We start from the raw sequence: 19332 nt of genomic DNA, 5'->3' as shown, positions 1-19332 counted from the left end.
AAAGTTCGCTTAAGTGGTCGGCGGCGCCGGTGCGGGCGCCACGGCCGGTGCCGGGGCGACGGCCGCCGAAGTCACCGTTGTCGCTGTTGGGGCCGACACGCGTGTCCACCCCAAGAAATTCGGGCCAGTGTCGAGCTGGTCAATCGGCGTGACCTGGCCATTGAGCCAAACATGGTCTTTGTCTAGAGCCATGACCCGATGATCGGTGTATTGGCCCACATCGCCGAATTGCAGCCGCGAGGGTGCCATGGGTGAACTCACCGGCGAACCCAGCGGCGGCAACTGAAGATTGGCCCCTGCAAACGCGTCGTCGATGCTGTCACCGGAGAGCACCGCGCGTCCGGCCTGCGCGAGTGCGCCATTGGCCGCGGTTCGCACCGATTGGTCGGGCAGCTGGACCTGAGTCGACGGTGTTGGCGTCTGACCTGGCGCTGCCGGCGCTGACGGCGGCGGGGTGGATCCGCTGCCAGCGTTTTCTGTCCCCGCCTTGTCCCCTTTGTCTGCTTTGTCCCCTGGGTCGTGCAGTCCGGCCGGCTGGGTGCCATCTCGCGGTTTGTCGTCACCGGTGTGCGATCCGGACGGGTCTTTCAACGAATCGACGTGCTCATCAGAGGCCTGGTCCGGATCGTGGCCGCCATCGCGTAGCGCCCCACCGATCGCCGAACCCAAATCCCCCAGCCCGCCGCCACCGCCTCCGCCGAGCGAGGGAATCGCTGAACCGAGCGCACCTGGCAGCGAGCCAAGAGCGCCCATCGCAGGCCCGCCCATCATGCCCAACCGCGACATCAACGGATCTGAGGCCAGCCCGTCCAGTAGCGGGTCATTGCCACTGCCAGTGCCGTCACCGGTCCCGGCCGGAGAATCGGCACCACCACCCGGTGTAGTGCCGGTTGAGTCCGGGTTGCCGCTGCCAGTGCCGTCGCCGCTCGAACCCTTGGTGTGCGGGTCATCGCCGGGTTTCTTGTCTTGCAACGCCTGATAGCGCGCCGAGAGACCATCCAACACCCGCGCTTGTGAATCTGAGTCCAGCCCAGCGTTTTTCAGGACGTTGAGGATGTCGTCGGTTTTTCCCTGCAAGAACTCTGCCAGCTGCTGTTGGCCGGTCGCAGTATCCAGCGATGACCCCAGCTTGTTGACCTGGTCGATGATGTCTTGCTGCAAAGCTTGGAGCCGCTGACGACCATCAGCGCTAGAGCTCGACGCTTTAAGCAGAGCGTCGGCCAGTTTGTCGTCAGCGTCATTGAGCGCCGAATGATTTTTGGCCAGTGCCTCGTCGAGCCGTTTGGCTGCTTCTGCCCCTGCCCCGCTCAGTCCCGGTGGCGGTGGCGTGCCCGCCGGGGAGGTCGGCGCCGGCGACTCCGGCGGGGGCGGCGGGGGCGGAGGCGCTGCGGGTTGGTCGCGGCCCAGCGCCTGGTTGATTTCGGGCATCGGAGCCGTATCCGGGTTAATGCCCATGTAAGTGAGCTTGGCTCGGTCGAGCTTGGTGAGCTGATCGCGTGAGGTGACCGGAGCCGTTGGGGCCGGGTCTAGTGGCATCGGGCCGCCGGGCGCCGGGCTTTGAGGGAAGGGTGACCCCAATACCTCGGATACTCCGCCGAGCACCTGGGACAGCGCTACATCGGTCCAGCCCGTCATGTTCGGGACGATAAGTCCCGAGTCGCTTTAGCCGCTACCAACAACGCCACATTCACCAAAAACCGGCTACGCCAGCATGTCCACACGGCTTGTCGACTTTTGTTTTCTTTCAAGACACGCCGCACCAGATGCGTCCTGCAACTTCGCACACCTGCGTCAATCAGTCCGGAGATACGGCACACAGGAGTGCCTTAAGCCGGGGAGCCTCGCGACTGTGAGCGTAGCCGGCGAGCCAATCGGCGATCTTAGCTGCAAGCTCCACCGGCAACGATCGCGTGCTCTACATCGGTAGCATCGAGCACCGCGCGCATATCCATCGGCGGCAATGACTTTCGGGTTCGCAGCGGGCCCATCACGGGTTGCGCCTCCTCGATACTTCTCGCCGCACGCCCCTTCCCCGCAGTGGAATCCCCGGCTGCACAAGCAGTAGCCGCCAACACCGACATACGCGCGCGAAAGCCGACGCACCTCTAGCAGGACCAGCCTGGACAAGAGCAGGGTCAAATTGTCACGGTGACGAATCAGCCTGGCGCACGGGGCGCTATTGCAACCCGGGCGGGCGCCGATCATCTGACCGGTGGCGCCGAAGAAGCGGCCTTGCGGCTGGCAGTAAGTACGTCCTGGATTTCCGCAATCTTCATGTCGACGTCTTGCACGACTGCGTGCGTGATGCCCGGATCGTCGGCTAGCTTAGCGGGGATACCGTCGCGCAAGCTGGCCAGCTCGTCGGCGATCCACTTTATTCGACGCGATGCGAACTGGTCGCCTTCGACAAGTGGCATCGCCCGCGAGGCCAACCTGACACCTCTATCAGCGATCCGGGCGCTGCACCCCTTTGGTTCCAATGTTAAATCCCTTCGAGCGCTGCACTTTCCACCAACGCTAGGGCAACTTATCGGCCTAGGCGACGGTCACGGTCAAAATTCCCGCCAGAACTTTGACGCGCGAAGGTTGATCGCCGGCCTTGGGGTAGATCTGCATCGCGACGGGCCATGGGGGCTGTACGCCGCCCGTTGTTGGCAGGCCGTCCCCCGGGTGTGGCTTCTAGTTAGTAGTTAGTGGCCTTCCTGCGGATAGGTTGGTGGCCCCAGAGGACCGGAAGGGTTGTACGGTTCGGGGGTTAAATCGCTGTGCCACATATAAATCCCGGACCCTGGTAACCATTCGTCGTATCCGTAGGGTGGCAGTGGGTTAGAGCCAGGCGGATAGATTTTCGCTCCCGGAAAGGCCGACTGCGGTACCCACACGCCTGTGTTTGGGCCCAACTGGACATATGGGTCTGGATTGCCGCGTTCGTCGACGACCGTTGGTGGCCCTAGGGCTCCGGGCGGATACACCTTGTAGCCGGGGATTTCATCGGATCTGACAAAGTAGTGCGGAACTTTGTCGGGGTCGTCTGCTCCTGACCGGTCCCATATATCAACCCACGGCGGCGAATCAGGAAAGTTGGGCGGGCCCATCCCACCCGGGCCGGCGTCATAGGGCATATGCCGCTTATCACCCGGCTTCCACGTGCGCGAATCCAGCGGCGCAGCAGGTGGTGACTCCTTGCCGTGGCTACCGGAAAGGCGCCCGTAGTCAGCGCTTTGGATGGTGCCGGCTATTTCAGCGTTGCGCTGCTGGAAGTTTTGCAGCAATCCCTTCGCCTGGTTGAGCTGACCCTGCAAAAAGCTGGCGAGTTGCTGCTGCCCTGCGGCGCTACGTGTGCTGGGGGCCAGTGCGCTAACCCCCGCGCGGGTCTGAGCGATCAGGTTGTCCATGCTTCGTGCTCCCGCCGCGGCGGCCTGTCCGGCATGGGTCAGCGCCGGATTGACTTGGCCATCGGCGGCTACCGTGCGGTCTAACGCATGGACCTGATCGGCGTTGGTCGCAGCGTAGGTCGTCGCTGCCTCGCCTTGCCAATTGGCAGCTGCGGCCTGCCCCACTGGCGCTACAGCTGCTCGGCCCGCCATCAACTGCTGCGCCGAAGGCAACGACGCTTCGAGGGGCGCCGCGCCGAAAAGCCGGCGAGCATCACTGAGCACGCGACCTGTCTCGGCCACCAGTCCATCGAGTGACGACATACTGGCCAGTATTACCCAGATCCAGTGCGGCTTCTATCGCCGTCTCCGACTTCGTGCTCATGTGGTGTGCGGGGCGTCGGCGACCGGATCGGCCAACTGCTCGTTCATTCGGTCTCCGGCATGCACGTGCTGGCGTACGAGCGGCGTCGCAGCTTTATTCAATGCTGGGGCTGCGATCCAGGTCAGGGGTGCTGGGGTGCGCGGCGTGCACAGGTCGCTAGTGAGTGCGCGCGCTTGTCTGATATCGAGCCGGACGGCGGACTTTTGTTCGGGCGTGCTCGTGGCATCCAGAAGGAGGGCCCGCGCGCGTTGCTGGACGGCATGGACGTGCTCGCGGCGGGCGAGATTGTCGGGCAAGGCTTGCGCGGCGCGGATGTCTTGTTGGGCTTGAGCCGAAGGTCCGGATTCGGGCATGCCGCACAGTAAACCGCGGGGCTGTGCCGCGCGACAAAGGCTGCGAGGTTTCGCCATGTGTCGGCATGCGGTGGCGACGGCTCGAATATGCCGCGATGAAAGGGCACGGGGAACTTCAGCGCCACACAAGGGACCGTTCGAATGTAGTGTCTAACTTCCGGTTTGGATATTCAGAAGTCGTGCTCGGGACCGGCGAGGCCTTGCTGGTGGTCGTGTTGTTCGAGGGCGAGGCGTTCTCGGGCGCGGACAATTTTGCGTAGGGCATCGGCGCTGGGGTAGCCGAGTTCTTCGACCAGGGCCGGTGTGGGGTTCAGGAGCAGGCTCCATCCGGGTTTGCGGCCGCGGGCGGCCATGCGTTGTTCGGCCGCGGCGGCTTTGGCTTTGGCTTCGGGGCTTTGGGCGGCCATGCGCAGCTCGAGGGTGAGGGCTTTAAGTTCTGCGTCTTTTGTGGCCAGTTCGTCGGCGTGTTCGAACGGTGCTGGGGGGTTGGTTACAAAGTCGTCGAGGGCGGCCTGGTCGCGGTCGCGTTCGTGCTGCAGTCGTGCGTGGTGTTCGGGTAGGCCGGTGTAGAGGTTTTCCACGCGGCGCAGCAGTCCGAGTTGTTTGGGGCCGTTGACGTCGGAGCCTGGACCTGCGCCGGTGGATAACAGTTCAAGGCCGGAGATTTCTGCGGTGCGCGACGGCACGGCTAGTCGTAGTAGCAGTTGGTCGTGGGTGAGGTCGCGGGCGGCCAGGATGTCGATGCCGTAGATGGTGGCGCCGATGGGTTCGAAGCGGCTGGCGCCGCGGTCTTTGCCGGCGGTGTAGGCGCGCCGGCAGGCCGCAGCCAGTGCGTGGGAGGCGGGGACGCGCTCGGTGTAGGTGGTGTCTGCGACGGTCAGCCGTGGTGGCCCGCCGGCGGAGGCATGCGCGGCGGCTGCCCTGGCGAATGGAGTGAGCTCGTCGATGGCGCGTTGTTTGTTGGGAATCGCGCGCTCGAGCACACTGACTTGCCAGTCGCGGTTGCGCACCGATTGACTGTGTGCGCGCTGCAGGGCGGTGAGGCGTTTGACGGTGTCGTCGAGTTCAACTTGGTGTATGTAGCGCGGGTCGCCGGTGGCGATGGCCTTGGTTTCTGCGGCGGCGGTCCCGATGTCACCGCCGGAAAGGTCGTCGATCTCGATATCGAGGACCTCGTTGCGGCGCATCTGTTCGATGAACAGCGTTTTGGCTTGGACTTTTTGCCACATGACGGTGTCGTAGGAGCCTTCGGTGACGTAGATGAAGATGTCGATGCCGTCGAGGTTTTGGTTGCCTTGGCGCTGAATGCGGCCTTCGCGTTGTTCAAGGTCGCGCGGGCGCCATGGCACGTCGACGTGATGCAGGGCGGCGGCTCGGGCTTGCACGTTGACCCCGGCGCCGATTTTCTCGGTGCTACCGATCAGCACTGAGACGTCTCCCCTAATGCACTGGGCGAACAGCGTTTTGATCTCTTGAAGATTTTTTGCCTCGTGGACGAAGCGGATCGCGGCTGCGGGCATGCCGCGCGCCACGAGTTCGTCTTTGATCGCCTGATAGATGGTGAACTGGGCGGGGTCTTTGGATGGGGTGCCGCGGTCGCAGAACATGATCTGCAGTGCCCCGGTGCCGGCCGGCGCGCCGGTGTCGGGATGGGTATAGGCGCGATGCGCGTGGCGGTAATGGACACGCATGGCTGCGTCGGCGACTGCGCAGGCGCGGCTGTGTCGGGGTTTGGGCAGGTGGGCCAACCGTGGATCCAACGACACGTTGCGCCCGTCGTTGCTGATTTTGAGTGGGTTGTCGCGTCGGGGATTGCGTGAGTCGAGATGATCGAGGCGGTAGCCCAAGTCGGTAATGAAGTCGACGACTTCGATGTCGGGGTGCAAGCTGATGATTTGGCGTTGCCCGGTGCGAAGCGGCGGCAGCTCGACGGGGACTTGGTCGCGGGTGACGACGTCGGTGTAGACCGAGGACAGCGCCAGCAGGGCGGGCAGGTTGGTGAACTTCCCTACTCGCGTGACGGGCCGCAGCTTAGTGCCCGTGGTGTTGACCTCGATGGTGGTGGTGGTCGCGGTAAACGCCGCACCCCAGTCCCCCAGGTCAGCGACCCCGGCGTGCTCTAAAAGGTCTGGCCGCAAGTAGGTTTGCATGACCCATAGCTCGCCTAATGAGTTGCTGATCGGTGTGCCGGTGGCGAAGGTCGCGACCCGTTCGACAACCCGGTGCGCGGGAATGCCTTTGGCCAGCGCCTCGTCGCGGCGCCGCTGGCGCAACACGGTGAGTTTGAGGGCGAGGTCCTCGGCACGTTGCGATGCGTTGGGGCACGATAATTCTTCAATGTTGCAGGTGCGGCCCAAGTTCTTGTACGTGTCGGCCTCGTCGATCATCAGATAGTCACAACCGGATTCCTCAAACCGCAACCCAGTGTCTTTGGTGTTGGCGGCTACAAGTTTTTCTAGCCGCGCCTTGGCGCTTTTGATGGCGAGTTCGATGCGCTTTTTGCTGCGGTCGGCTTCGGCGGATTGGAGTTGTTCGCGCAATGTATCGAGCTGGTTTTCGATGTAGTCGACGCGCATATCCGTGGAGACGTTGATCGCGGTGAACGCCGACTGCGGGATGACAACGAGATCCCAATCACTTGAGGCGGTTTGGGCGATGAAGCGGCGCCGTCCATCAGCGGTGGTGGCCGCTGAGCCGAGCAGAATCTTGGCGGCCGGATACCACTGTTGGGCTTCGCGGCCAACTTGTTCGGTGATCGCATTGGGTACCACGAGCCAGGGTTGGCGTACCAACCCCAGGCGCCGCAGTTCCAGCGCTCCAGCGACCATGCTTCCCGTCTTGCCCGCTCCGACAACATGATCCAAGAGAACGGCGGGCTCGGAGATGATGCGCGCGGCGGCGTTGCGCTGGTAGAAGTGCGGCGTGAAGTGATCCGACATGCCAGGAAAACGCATGTGTGAGCCGTCGTAGGCAGGCGCGCGCCGCGAGTTGAAGCGCCGGTTGTATTCGGCGACCAGGGTGTCGCGGCGGGTCTCGTCAGACCACAGCCAGCGGGTGAATTCCTCGCTGATTTTGGCCATTTTGGCTTGGGCGGCGAAGGTGGCCTGCAGGTCGAGGACACCGTCGTCGTTGTTGACGAGGACGGCTTTGGAGTTGCAGGCGGCCTCGAGCAGGCTGACCGCGTCGCAGCCGCGTCGGTCGGTTCCCCATTCGTCGGTCATCAGCCGGCCGTGGCGTTTGTAGGAGGCAACGTCGACGACCCAGCGCCCGCCGATGTGTTCGGCGACCACACCGGTGGCGTCGAATGTTTTCTCGGCGAAGGCGGCGACGACTTGGGCCGGGATCCACGGTGCCCCGGGGCGCATTTTGATGTCTTGGGCTTCACGCTGGGGCGGCAGCACCTGTTGCAGGGCGGCGGCGTAGTCGTTGTAGATCGGGTTGGTTTCGGCCGCATCGAGCGCGCGGGCGAGTTTGGTGCGCACGTTGCCGGACAGGGCACTCACGGCGGGGACGAGTTCGTCGGGGTCGTCGAGGCTGGGATAGACCAGTCCAGCGATCAGGTCACGGGCGTCGTCGACTTCGACTTCTAGCAGGTTGGCGATTAGGTCGACGTCGACGCGCTGGGTGCGGTCCAGGCACACCGCCAACGCTTCTTCGGGGGTGTCGGCGGTGGCGCGCTCCAGCGGCGGGGTGAGCAGGTCGGTGGAAAAGATGGGCGATTTCTGGGCGGAGCCGGTGTCTTCGTCGAAGATTTCCAATGAGGCGACCAGTGCCCATCCGGGGTCGTGGCGCATTCCGCCGTCGAGGTGACGCCGCTTCTTGTAGGGCGCGGGCGCTTCGGAGGCCTCGGTGTCCCATTGCGCGGCGACGTCGTCGGGCACGGGCCCGGTGTAGGGGCGCTCGGGGGTGCCTTCGGCGGTGCGCCAGGCGGTTTCGGCGGCGGCCAAGCGCTGATCGTGGCGTTCTTGGGTGACGGTGGGATAGACCCAGGTGAACCGGTTGAGGGGGCCATGCTGGCGCACGTAGTTGTCGTAGAGGGTGTTGAGGTGTCCGCGGAGCTGGTCGCGCTCGGCGGCGGGCTGGCCGTCGCGTTGGGAGGCGATGAGGCTGACGGCGACGTCGCGCAGGCCGATGAGTTCGCGGGTTTCTGCTAGCAGCGTTTTCGGGGTTTTGTGGGGTTCCCATTGGTGTCCGGCCCAGTATTCGATGCCGCGGTTGGCCTCGCTGTAGCGCAATGTGTAGAGCGGGGTGTCCTCACCGCGGTCGGCCGCGGTGATCAGGCCGGGGTCGAAGACGTCTGCGGAGACCTCGGTGAGTTCAGCCGGCGTGGCGGTTAATCCGAGCCCGTGCTTCATGGCCGAGTCGATGAGCAGGTGTAGCCGGTCGTGCAGCTGCTCGGCGAGCTCGGTGCCGCTGGTGCCGCTGGTGCCGCTGGTGCCGCGCACGACGAGTTGGTGGGAGCCGTTGAGTCCGCGGCCCAGGTGCATCTGGCCGAGCACGTTGTGGGGGTTGGCGACGAAATGGGAGTTGATGTGCAGGGTTTCGCCGGCGCCGGTGTCGGGGTCGGTGAGTTCGATGGCTTCGGTGTTGATCCAGGCGGGCAGTTCGTCTGGGGAGGGGGTTCGGGGATCGCGGCGGCGCAGGATGAGCAGGTCGGTGACGACCTCGGTGCCGGCCACCCGCGTAAACGCCTTCGACGGGAGCCGGATCGCGCCGATGAGGTCGGCTTTGGCCGAAATGTCACGCCGGGCGACCGATTTCGCCGCATCCAGGGTGTAGCGGCTGGTCAGCACAGCCACGTATCCACCGGGGGCAATCAGCGCGAGGGATTTGACGATGAAGTGGTTATGGATGGAGTGACGGGCGGGGTTGTGGGCGGGGTCGGTGACCGCGTAGCGGCCGAAGGGGACGTTGCCGACGGCGGCGGCGAAGCTGTTTTCGGGGACGTGAGTGGATTCGAAACCTTCGTGGCGGATCTGGGCCGATGGGTAGAGCAGGGCGGCGATGGCTGCGGTGGTGGCGTCACTTTCCACACCAACCATGACTGCCTCATCGGGGGCGTGAGCGATGAATGTTCCTGCTCCGCAACCTGGTTCGAGGACCTTGCCACCGCTAAACCCGGCCCGACCTAGTGCTTCCCACACCACGGCGGCGATGGCGGGATCGGTGTAGTGGGCGTTGAGGATGGAGGCCTCTGCCTGGCGGTATTGGTCGCGATCGAGCAACTCGGCCAGGGTGTCCCGTTCGGCGGTGAGGTCGCTGGCGCGGGGGTCGAACACCTGGGGTACCGCACCCCAGCCTGACCAGGTGGCCAGGACACGTTGTTCGGCTGGGGTGGCCGGCCGCTGCGCGTCTTGCAGGGCGCGCAGCAGCTGGACGGCGGCAATGTTGGCGCGGATGCGTGCTTTGGACCCCGATGGCACCAGGGTGTCGAGGCTTGCCGGAAAATCGGTGGGGCTGGTGAATTCTTCTATCCGCTGCTCGGCGGCCGGAGTCGGTTCGTCTGATACAGCCGGGCTTTGTACGGTGCCCGCCGGCGGGTCGATTGGCTGGTGGGCTGGTGTGCGCGGGTTCGGCCGCGGCAGCGGGGCGCCGCCGGGGTCAATCGAGCGCGGATCGGTGGGCTGATCGGCCTCATCGAACAGTGAGGGCTGGGCGTTTACCGCTCGGGTATGCCGTCGTCGCGCAGATCGGTGTAGACCATCTGAGCCAGCGTGCTCGTGAGCGGATCGTCCGGGCCGCTCGGTAGGGGCAGGCCATCCTCGGCCCGGGCGGCTAGCAGGTATCCGGCCTTGATCCGAAACACCGCCGAGTAATTCGGGTCCGGCCACAGATCCGCGATCAGCGCCTCGATGTTCTGGCTGGGGTCGCTGCGATACTGGGGCCGGGTCCAGCGTTGATCCCAGGGCACCTGACTGCGATCGGGCGCTGGGTCGTTGTGCTCCCCCCACAGGTTGCTGGGCTGGCCGTCCTCGGTCGGGATCTGCTCGTAGAGCTCGTTGTTGAGCACGATCTCCATCGCCTGGCTGCGTGCGGTGTTCAGCATCCCTGCCTTGGTCAGGTAATCCGGATGCTCGCCGCGGCTGCGGGTCCACGCCCCTACCGCCTGGGCGCCCATCTCGGCCGCCAGCTCGGCGACCTGGTAGCTGATCCTGGCCGCCTGGCTGTCCAGGAATGTCTCGCGTTGGGCTGGGCTCCACTGCGGGGGCAGCTCGAGCGGGCCCGCGTAGGCCTCCGCCACGATCTGGCGTATCTCTGGGCTCGTCACCACCACCGTCCCCGCCGAAGATGTCGAACAGACCCGGCTGGTGTGGATCTGGCCGCGTCCTCCGTGCCATATTGTGCGCTCCGATCGGCTCGAGTCGGGGTCGGGGTAACCGTGGTTAGCCATAAACTGGCGCAGCCGACGCTCAGCGACCCGTCTTCGTGCCGCAGCCGAGCGTGCATCGGGGGAGGTCATGTCGTTGTGCCGCAGTCGAATAATGTCGGGGTGAAGATCTTCCGGTTGGACCACGAGACCTCGGTACGCGCCGCGTAGGCGCCGCTTTGCGATGTGGCAGATAGGATTTCGACTCGGTCCCAGTCGCGCAGCTCGATGTCATACAGGGTGTTTGCGCTCATTGGGTTGCCTTTCGGTTACTGGGATCGGGGGCAACTGCCTGGTGGTGCAACCATGGGGGCACGATTTGCGCCAGTGGCGGTGCGGATGTGAATGCTGCAGGAGGTCAGCTGCCGGACAAGGCGCAAGTTGTGACCAACCTTGCCTAGTGCGCGCGCATAGTCATCGGGGTTGACGTAAACGCGGATGCGGCGCTGTTCAGGGTTGATGACTTCGGCGATCGCAGACTTGATTCCCAGTGCGTTGATCACGTACCTGGCAGTGTCGCTGTCGTAGGCGATGATGCTGACATGTTCGCCGCAGAGGCGCTTTTCGACGTCGGCGATACGCAGGCCGCCCCACCCGATACAGACGGCGACCGCGTTGATCCCGCGAACACGTGATCGGACCGCGACTTTAGCCAACAGTCCGGGCTCGCGTGCGACCGCAATGATTTCGACGGAGCCGTTGGCCAGTTCGGGCACCCGAGCTGTCAGCGCCGCTCGAACGGGACATGTGATCATCGGATGGCGCCCTTTCAACGTGGCGCCGGCTGGCCGTCCGAGGCGCTGAAAGCGGCTTCCAGGGCGGCGATTTCGCGGTCGGCGGGGTTGGCGGCCGCCGTCCAGGTGACCTCGCGGCCTTCACGGCCACCGCGGGTCAGCAGGCCTTGACGCTCAAGGCCGCACAGCACCCGGTAGATCTGCTCGTGGATCGGGGCGCAGGATATCGCGACCCCCGCGACCGGCACGTCAGGCGCGTGCAGGCGCAACTGTGCCGTCGTGAGGGGCCGTTGCGCGATGCGGAGTTGGGCGAGCAGGTCGTCGCGCAGGACGCGGGTGGCTGCGCTGCTGCTAGGCACTGGCCTTCTCCCTTAGCGTCGCACTTGCCCTGGACGCGGGTTTAGCCGCTTGTCGGCGGCGCAGGTCGCGCTGGGTGGCCGCGAAGTGCACGGCCTGACGGATTTGCAGGGACCGCAGCCGTAGCGCTGGGGGTTGGTTTCGGTAGCGGGCGATGACCTCGCGTAATTGCGCTCGAGCGGCCTTGAGGGCGGCGACGTCACGGGCGCCGGGCATGGCCACGCTCGCCCACACCCCATCGGTAGCGCCAAATCTGAGGGCGTTCTGGGCGCAGGCGACGATGATGGGGCAGTTGGTGCAGATCGCTGCCGACTCTCGCTCCCCGCTATATCCCCTGAACCAGGTGTCGGGGTCTTCGTACTCGCACAGGCCGGTGTCGGCTCGCAAGGGTCGGATGGTGGTCACGGCGCTCTCCATTCCTAATTATACCTGTGCATCATATTGTGTATGTTGTGTACTGACTACGTTTATAGCTGCTCATGCGCTGATAGGCAACATCAGTGCAGATGAAGGTTTCGGCAGAGTAAGTCGACACAGTTCAAGGGCGTACAGCGTATTGGCACCCCTGCGCATCTGCTGCGCGAAACCATGCTTTTCTGCCTTAAACAGGCTATTTCTGTGCATCTCTCGCGTGGCACATCTGTTGGGATCCCGTGTCCGACCGTGGCTGAACGTGGTCAACTTCTATAGTTAACTTGCAAGTATCCGAGAGGTCGTCGGTCGACGACGGCGGCGACGATGGCGAAGGACACGGTGAGCACCAAGGCGACTCCACCTGGCGAGAGCCCGCTAGAGCGGGTCGGCAAGGCCGTTGCCGACCGCCGAGTCGAAGTTGGGCTGGAAACGCAGCGAGAGCTAGCTGACGCGGCGAATGTGTCGCTGAACACGGCCGCGTTGCTTGAGCGCGGCAAGTCATTTCCTCATCGGATCAACCGCGTGAAGTTCGAAGATGCCCTGCAGTGGCCGCGCGGCACCCTCGATGCGCTACGCCGCGGTGAGCCCATCCCGCAGACCCAACCGCGCCCGGCAGCGGCGCTCACGGCGCAGCCCTCGTTCGAGTCGGTGTCGACCGATCCGCGCACCACGTTGCAGGCCTTGGGAATCGCTAAGGCGATAGCGGCGATATCTGCGATATGCGCACAGATTCTGGTGCGCCACAGCAACAGTGCACAGGCGAAGGCAACGCTGCGCGACCTCGACGATCAACTGTTGCAGTTAGAGTCGCTCATTGTCGCGAGTCTGCCGCACGTGCGCGGAAAGTCGTTTAGCGAGACCATGTCGGCGCTGACCGAGCTGCACGAGTATCGCGACGTCATCCGCGACGCCGCCGGGGACGCGCAGGCCTCGACCGAAACTGCTACGCCATCGGCCGGCGCGCCACGTACGAGGCTGGCATCGGCGAAATCCTGACCGGCACACCGGATTGCTGGGCTTCTACGCACTGCGTTGGGCTGATGGCGAGCATGACGTGCCCTGCTTCGGGAAAGATCAGGTCTCCGGCTTCGACGTTTCCATGAGCTACCTTGGCGCCCTGGTGAATCTGGGTGTATGTGTCGGGACCCAAGGTGATGCCGGCCTGAGCGTAGGACCAGTGAACCAGGCCGGAGCAGTCAAATTGGTTGGGCCCCTTGGCCCCCCAGACATAGGGGCACCCCAAGCGGGTTAGTGCGGCTTTGACCGCGATGCGCGCTAATGGCCCTCCCCCAGCGATCGCGGCGTCGTGGTCACCGGCGAGTTCGGGGTTGGTGTGGTGGTGGTTTCGGGTAAGCCCGGACAGGGCGGTGTCGAGGCCGGGGATAGAAAGTGGGCTGCCCACTCCCCCGCCGGCGGCGCCCAGGCCGCCCATCGGCATGCCACCGGTCATGGCGCCGGCGCCCATCGGCATCGCGCCCATCCCTGCGCCGTAGCCGCCGGCACCTCGCCCGATCAACGCCGCCAGCTCCATATTGCGCCGCTCACAGATGCGCAACAGGGCCTTGGCCCGATCCAGCTGGCTTTGCAAATGCGTCACCAATTCCCGCTTGCCTGCCGGGGTTCCGGTGGCAGGAGCGATCGCGGCCACCCCCGAACGGGTATCGGTGATCACCCCATCCATGCCCCCGCCACCCGCGGCAGCAGCCTCTCCCACGCCGGTCAGCGGCGGGCCGGTCCCCGCGTCGGCGGCGATGGTGTGATCCAGGGAAAATAGCTGCCCAGTGTTGGCAACGCCGTACCCGGTGGCCGCCGCACCACCCCAGCCTGCGGCGGCGGCCTGTCCCGCGCCTGCCACAACCTGGCGACCCGTCACCAGTCCCGACGTTGATGACCAACCCCCGTTAATCATCGGCGCCGCCCCGAAAAGCCTGCGCGCATCGCCCAATACACGGCCAGCCTCAGCCACCACCTCATCGAGCGACATACCCGGCAGTATCACCTAAACCGCGCCCACGCGGCTATCACCAGCACCAACTTCGCCGCTCACGCCTCCCAGCGCTCCCAGCTGTGAGCGTTGCCGTGGGGTGCGTTTGGCTTTCGGCTCGCCGGTGTTGACGCCGACAACCACCACCTGCGATATCGAACGGTGCCACCGAAACCGCTTGACGCCCAACATAATTGAGTGTGGCTGAGCGTGCAGTATGCCACGCCACCTCGATGGATGGGTCAGCTTTCCACGGAAAACTGACCCTCGCGATGCTATGTGAGCAACTTCCTGAGCTGGCCGACCAGTGTCCTGGCTCCTTTATCGCCAAGTTGATCGCGCAACGCTATCGCCAGGGCGCGTGGATCCGCGTCGAACTTTCGAAGCGCCCGCGTCACCGAGCGCAGCGGCGGCGCCGTTGGTTCGTCTCGTGCCGCCGAATCCGAATTGCCGTCTTCGGTTTCATTGGCGGTGTTGGCCCCTTCACTGCGCCGGCCGCGAGCGGCCTTCCACCGGGCCACCTGCTGTGCGAGCGGAACCTGGGCAAGTGAACGCGCTTCGCGAATCGCCAGATCGCCCCTGCGGGTGGCTTCCTGAAGATCGGGTGCCAGTTTGAGTAGCGCGCGCCGATGTGACACCCACGTCTTGCTCTTACGAAGATGTTCGGCCGCGGCGTCAGCGCTGCCGTACTCCCCCACTAGCCTCTCGACAGCTTTGGCTTCCTCGATCACGTCGAATCCCGAGCGGTCGACGTTCTCGGAGATTACAGCCGTGAGCAGCGTTGCGCGATCATTGGCGAGTTCGTCTTTGATCACGATGTCGAGCTCGGGTCGGCCGAACTTGTGCGCGGCGGCCAACCGCCGGTTGCCGATGATTACTACCCACCGCGCCGAAATCGTGGTCTCGGGGTAGATGTTTTGAAATGCTCCTCGGGTGACAACAACTACGGGCTGTAGTTGGAAGTCAACGATGGAGGCCAACTCGTCGAGGTCACCGACCGAATCGCGCGGGTTGTGTGGGTTGCCGACCAGGTCTCGTAGAGCCACCGACCGCGACAGGCCCGACCGTGGGGCGACGACGGGAATCTTCGCGTTTCCGTCAACAGATGAGTTGTCGCCAACAGCATCGACGAGATCATCGAATGTCTTGACACCACCGCGCCCCATTACCGGACTCCTACCATGTTCAGTTCGTCGGCGAGCTTGTAGAAGTCAGCCGCCGCGTTGGCCGCCGAGCCACTCTTCTTGTACTGGGTGACCACGACGCCCTCGCTGCAGGCATTCGTGTGAATCTTGTAGTGCCGCACTACCGTCTCGGCTAAGGGCCATCCCTGTCCGCGAATGAACTTCTGCGTTTGCTTTAACCAGTGTTCGCCATCGCGCGGGTCCCAATCATTGATGAAGACCCGGTAGGGGATGTTGCGCGGTTCGAGAAGCTTACGGATCGTGCGCGCGGTTGGGTCGAAGCACATCGGCGCCGGCAGCACCGGGACGATCGCTTCGGCGGTGACGTCGAGGACGGTCCGCAGTGCATCGGCGGAGTATCCGTCACCTAGACCATCTCGAGAGGAGTCCGCGTCGAGGTCGAACCAGCCGGCGGTATCGACGTAGACCTCGACAATACCGGGCAGGTTGTTGAGCTGCTGCAGCCATTCGAGGGGATCGTCGTGCGCTTGGACAAGATGGAAGGGGAGTGCGTCGACCCGGTTGGCCCACCATTTTGCCGACCCCTGCGGGTCTATCGAGACCGCAGCCACCGGCGAGAACGCGTCGGGCTCGAGATATGCGGTCAGTTTTTGGGCTCGTACGGCGGCCAGATTGACGGTCGCGGTGCTCTTGCCGACACCGCCTTTTTGGTTCAAAACAGTGACAACTTTAGTCATGGGGAGAAGACCTTGGTGCGCTTGGGCCGCGGCTGCGGCCCACTCCGGGAACCGGCCGCCAGGAAATACGTCGCTGACCGAACGACCGCCCCTCAGACACGCTGAATTGTGCATTACATCTCGCCAGTTTTCCGCGGAAAACTGCCCAGATCCAACCGGAGATCGCATGCCGTCTTTCGCGCCTTCCCGGTCCGTCAATCACATCAGCGAGTCCATGACTTGCGTCGATTGACGAGCGACAGGCCAGTTTTCCGCGGAAAACTGGACATGCCGGGCTCAGATCATCACCCCAAAAGTCACGCGATTCCGCCGCGGCAGTGAGTTGTGCGCGCGCCTCATCGACTCGCCGCTCCCGATGGCATCCGGCCACATCATGACGTTGGCCGGCAGCCGCCGCCGAGAGGGTGACCACTTCCTCGGGCACTCGTGGATCGGGGCGTTGATTGCGCCGGGGCCCCGCACGACGTAGGAGTCGAACCGGCGGCATCCGCTGGCATGCACAACCGGGTCCACCCACAAAGCGCCCCCATAGTCGTTCGCACGTGCACCGACGCTTGACGACCTCACCGACACCGTCGGTCGACGGTTCACGGCGCACCAGCACCTAGTGCTTGTGCCGCCACGTTGTTGGGCACGCCACCGCCGACCTCTCGCGCGGCGGCGTCTACCGAACCTAGTGCTTGCGCCGCGGCGTCGGTGGCTGCGCCACCGCCGGCTTCCGGCACCGCGCCCTCTCCTGCGCCCCGCGCCGCGCTGCCTTCCGCGCCTAGTGCATCCGCGCGTGGCGCTGCCTGCGCGTCGGCAGACTTCAACACCGCGCGCACCTCACCGACTTTGACTCCCGCCAGTTCAGCGATCGCAGTGAGGCTTTCACCACGGCCTTGCATCCGGGCCACCGCTGTCGCGCCAGCCTGGCGGTGTTCGTGACGGCGCCGCTCCCCCTCTGCGCGTATCTCGAGGATACGGTTGCGCTCCCACTCGTCGACGGCGACCAGCCGCCCAATCTCGACGAGAAACGACGCAGCGTCATCGACATTTTGACGCTCACGCTCCAGACGTGCCTCGTTGGCCTTATGCTGCGCCTCCCGGACACGCTTGCGCGCCGCCGATTTCGAATTGATGTTCACCACGTGGGAACCATAGGACACACCCATCGTCGCGCTCTACCAACCTGACCAACATCATCTGTGTCCCCATTTGTCCGCACCCACTGTCGCCAAATCAACTGCCCACCAATGCAACACATCCGCACCGATCCGCACCACTCACCACAACCACCTGTCCGATCCGGGAAACGGTCGGGTGCGCTCGTTCACGCGCTACGACACACTTATGCCAACGAGACCCGTACCACAGCAGCCTGAAACCCGCTATCTGCACTGGTCGGCACGCGGTGGTTTCGCTTGGTGTGCGATGGCGCTATATGACCAGCTCAGACACCCCTTCTGGACCTCAACCAGAAGGGCTTGACCGCTCTCCTAAAGCCGGTCTCGCAGATTCGACCCCCTGACCGCACTCGACGGTGCATTTCCGATCGAATGTCGCACTGCTGGTAGCGGGAATCGAGAACTATGCCTCATGATCTCGGTATGACCTGCCGGCCAGTACCAACGGCGGGAGACGGGGTTGGAGACGATGACTATAGAAAATGCGTCGGTCATGCTCACCGCTCATGAAGTTCGAGCAATGACCGGAGTTCCGGTCTCAACGCTGCATGATTGGGCGGCCAGGCGGGAACGTGGGATTGATGCGCCTGGTCCACATCACCTCAGGCTTAGCGATCGGCACCGTCGATGGTTACTGGATGACGTCAAAGATTGGCTGGAATCGACTCGGGTGTAGAGCGATTCGCCCTCACCCACGACTTAGCACAACCGCAAATTTTGAGCTAACGATCAAGCTTGCACACGCTCACTGCTGGCTGCAGGCACTGATCCTCAATTCCCCCAACGTCATTCCGGAGGAATCTTGGCCATAAAGCGCCGCGAGACGAAGGACGGCGTGCGTTATGACGTCCAATGGCGCCTACCGGATCGTTCGAAGCGCAAGAAGAGCTTCCGAACAGAGCGGGAGGCGCGCCAGTTCGAAGCAAGGCTCGTCACCGACAGCGCCGCGGGCGTCAGGGTGGACCCACGCGGCGGCAAAATCCTGCTCCGCAACGTCTATCGATCGTGGCTAGCCTCCCGACCCGACCTGAGCGCGAAAGTCCGCCGCGGATACGAAGACAACTGGAGGCTGCGTATCGAGCCACAGTTTGGTTCGTGGCCGATCGCAAGAATCGACCACGAGTCGATCCAACGATGGGTGAATGCCATGTCAGCGTCGGGTCTCGGACCGCGGACCGTGAGGTGGACGCACTCGGTCCTCAAGATGACCCTTGACCGCGCCGTCGAGGAAGACCAGCTCCTCGGCAAGAACCCCGCATCACGCACCAAATTCCCACCGATGCGGCAAGCCACACACGTCTATCTAACCGTCGGCGAAGTCGCAACACTTGCCCAAACATGCGGCGCTCAAGGTGACGTCGTCTTGCTCCTGGCTTACACAGGCCTACGATTCGGTGAACTCACCGGCCTCAATGTCGAGGATGTCGACCTGGGCGCTCGTCGAATCCGTGTTCGCCGGTCGATGACCCAAGTCGGCGGCAAACTCGTTGAAGGGAACCCGAAATCGCAAGCCGGCCGACGTTCTGTCCCAATCCCCGAGCGCTTGATGCCGGCACTTAAGGCGCGGCTCGACGCACGACCCTGTGGCGCGCCGGCGATCGCGTCGCCGAAGGGTTCCCGGCTGAGCCTGGAGAACTGGAAGCGTGCGGTCAACTGGCGGAAGTCTGTGACTGAGATCGGCCGGGACAACTTGCGTGTGCATGACCTACGGCATACCTACGCATCGCTGTCACGACGGGCCGGCGCCGACTTGCGACTCCTGCAAAAGGCAATGGGCCACGCATCAATCACCGTGACCGCACACACCTACGCGGATCTCTTCGACGACGAGCTTGACGACATCGCAACCGCGCTTGACTCGCTCGACGATACTTTTCGTGCGGGCCGCAGCTGATCCGGTTTGGCCCTGTTTCGTCCCATTTCTCAGGGATCGAGGTGGCGGCAAGGCTGTCTGGCAATCGCACGGGAAGGGAGACCCAATCGTTAGACCCCGGCCTCAAGCCAGGTTGGCGAGGCCGGGGCCATTCGACTAGAGCGCAGACCCGGAGGTCATCCCCAACGCTGGTCCCGAAGCCGTTTGTTTAACCGGCCGCATCGGAGCGCACTTCATCAAGTGTAAAGGACTCAAACCCAATTGAGCGGAGGCCACACGCCCCCGCTGAACACAGCCGACCCCGGGGTTATGCGACGGTCAAGTCCAGGGACGTGGTGTACGACGTCGTCGTGTGATTCTTCGACTTGGTGGTTTAGGCGGTCAGTGCCGCCGGGGTGTCCTCCTGTTCTGTTGATGGCGTGTGGTCGGCGCGGGATTTGCTG

General features: G+C 64.1%; 16 protein-coding genes. 2 read left to right on the top strand and 14 right to left on the bottom strand.

The genetic code is table 11. The features are described from left to right. Nucleotides 1-9: 9 nt before the first annotated feature. The 10 genes from BRW65_RS19615 to BRW65_RS19575 form a co-directional block, all read right to left on the bottom strand. Nucleotides 10-1455, bottom strand: a complete 1446-nt coding sequence (locus BRW65_RS19615; RefSeq protein WP_224112920.1) for a DUF4226 domain-containing protein — start codon at nucleotides 1453-1455, stop codon at nucleotides 10-12. A gap of 746 nt (nucleotides 1456-2201) precedes the next feature. Further along, nucleotides 2202-2417, bottom strand: coding sequence for a hypothetical protein (locus tag BRW65_RS19610; protein ID WP_007172131.1), 216 nt, complete (start codon nucleotides 2415-2417; stop codon nucleotides 2202-2204). A gap of 273 nt (nucleotides 2418-2690) precedes the next feature. Beyond that, nucleotides 2691-3698: a DUF4226 domain-containing protein gene (locus tag BRW65_RS19605; RefSeq protein WP_007172130.1), complete on the bottom strand. Its 1008-nt coding sequence runs from the start codon at nucleotides 3696-3698 to the stop codon at nucleotides 2691-2693. 57 nt (nucleotides 3699-3755) lie between these two features. Beyond that, nucleotides 3756-4112 carry a hypothetical protein gene (locus tag BRW65_RS31385; protein WP_132160395.1) on the bottom strand — a complete coding sequence of 119 codons (357 nt, stop codon included), beginning with the start codon at nucleotides 4110-4112 and terminating at the stop codon, nucleotides 3756-3758. A 170-nt stretch (nucleotides 4113-4282) separates the two neighbouring features. Then, nucleotides 4283-9535, bottom strand: a complete 5253-nt coding sequence (locus BRW65_RS19595; RefSeq protein WP_007172128.1) for a hypothetical protein — start codon at nucleotides 9533-9535, stop codon at nucleotides 4283-4285. A gap of 236 nt (nucleotides 9536-9771) precedes the next feature. Further along, nucleotides 9772-10380, bottom strand: coding sequence for a hypothetical protein (locus tag BRW65_RS19590; RefSeq protein ID WP_033717261.1), 609 nt, complete (start codon nucleotides 10378-10380; stop codon nucleotides 9772-9774). Between the two features lie 188 nt (nucleotides 10381-10568). After that, nucleotides 10569-10733, bottom strand: a complete 165-nt coding sequence (locus BRW65_RS31800; protein WP_007172126.1) for a hypothetical protein — start codon at nucleotides 10731-10733, stop codon at nucleotides 10569-10571. Nucleotides 10734-10748: 15 nt separating this feature from the next. Further along, entirely contained in the window at nucleotides 10749-11195 is a 447-nt protein-coding gene (locus tag BRW65_RS19585; RefSeq protein ID WP_007172125.1) for a transcription elongation factor NusA, read from the bottom strand. A gap of 53 nt (nucleotides 11196-11248) precedes the next feature. After that, on the bottom strand, nucleotides 11249-11572 hold the full coding sequence (locus BRW65_RS19580) for a hypothetical protein (RefSeq protein WP_007172124.1): 324 nt from the start codon (nucleotides 11570-11572) through the stop codon (nucleotides 11249-11251). Continuing rightward, complete coding sequence (locus BRW65_RS19575) at nucleotides 11565-11975, bottom strand: WhiB family transcriptional regulator (protein ID WP_072501167.1); 411 nt, start codon at nucleotides 11973-11975, stop codon at nucleotides 11565-11567. The genes BRW65_RS19580 and BRW65_RS19575 overlap by 8 nt, the downstream gene beginning before the upstream one ends. 333 nt (nucleotides 11976-12308) lie before the next feature. Here BRW65_RS19575 and BRW65_RS19570 point away from each other — a divergent pair, with 333 nt between their 5' ends. Continuing rightward, nucleotides 12309-12980: a helix-turn-helix transcriptional regulator gene (locus BRW65_RS19570; RefSeq protein ID WP_007172122.1), complete on the top strand. Its 672-nt coding sequence runs from the start codon at nucleotides 12309-12311 to the stop codon at nucleotides 12978-12980. On the opposite strand, the gene BRW65_RS32685 is transcribed toward BRW65_RS19570, so the two are convergent. The 4 genes from BRW65_RS32685 to BRW65_RS32030 all read right to left on the bottom strand — a co-directional run bounded on the left by BRW65_RS32685 (nucleotide 12928) and on the right by BRW65_RS32030 (nucleotide 16980). Continuing rightward, complete coding sequence (locus tag BRW65_RS32685; protein WP_269467003.1) at nucleotides 12928-13857, bottom strand: C40 family peptidase; 930 nt, start codon at nucleotides 13855-13857, stop codon at nucleotides 12928-12930. The two genes, BRW65_RS19570 and BRW65_RS32685, sit on opposite strands and share 53 nt — an antisense overlap. A 386-nt stretch (nucleotides 13858-14243) precedes the next feature. Beyond that, entirely contained in the window at nucleotides 14244-15134 is an 891-nt protein-coding gene (locus tag BRW65_RS19560; protein WP_007172119.1) for a ParB/RepB/Spo0J family partition protein, read from the bottom strand. After that, the gene (locus tag BRW65_RS19555; protein ID WP_007172118.1) at nucleotides 15134-15850 is read right to left on the bottom strand and encodes a ParA family protein; all 717 of its coding nucleotides are present in this window, start codon (nucleotides 15848-15850) and stop codon (nucleotides 15134-15136) included. Before BRW65_RS19555 ends, BRW65_RS19560 begins: the two co-directional genes overlap by 1 nt. Nucleotides 15851-16437: 587 nt before the next feature. Then, nucleotides 16438-16980, bottom strand: a complete 543-nt coding sequence (locus BRW65_RS32030; RefSeq protein WP_174814220.1) for a hypothetical protein — start codon at nucleotides 16978-16980, stop codon at nucleotides 16438-16440. Between the two features lie 838 nt (nucleotides 16981-17818). On the opposite strand from BRW65_RS32030, the gene BRW65_RS19540 reads away from it, so the two are divergent. Continuing rightward, the gene (locus BRW65_RS19540) at nucleotides 17819-18910 is read left to right on the top strand and encodes a tyrosine-type recombinase/integrase (RefSeq protein WP_007172599.1); all 1092 of its coding nucleotides are present in this window, start codon (nucleotides 17819-17821) and stop codon (nucleotides 18908-18910) included. Nucleotides 18911-19332 lie beyond the last annotated feature (422 nt).

It is taken from the genome of Mycobacterium paraffinicum, from assembly GCF_001907675.1.
Taxonomy (GTDB): domain Bacteria; phylum Actinomycetota; class Actinomycetes; order Mycobacteriales; family Mycobacteriaceae; genus Mycobacterium; species Mycobacterium paraffinicum_A.
Note: the sequence above shows the minus strand (reverse complement) of the source record. Positions and strands in the feature narration are given on the sequence as shown.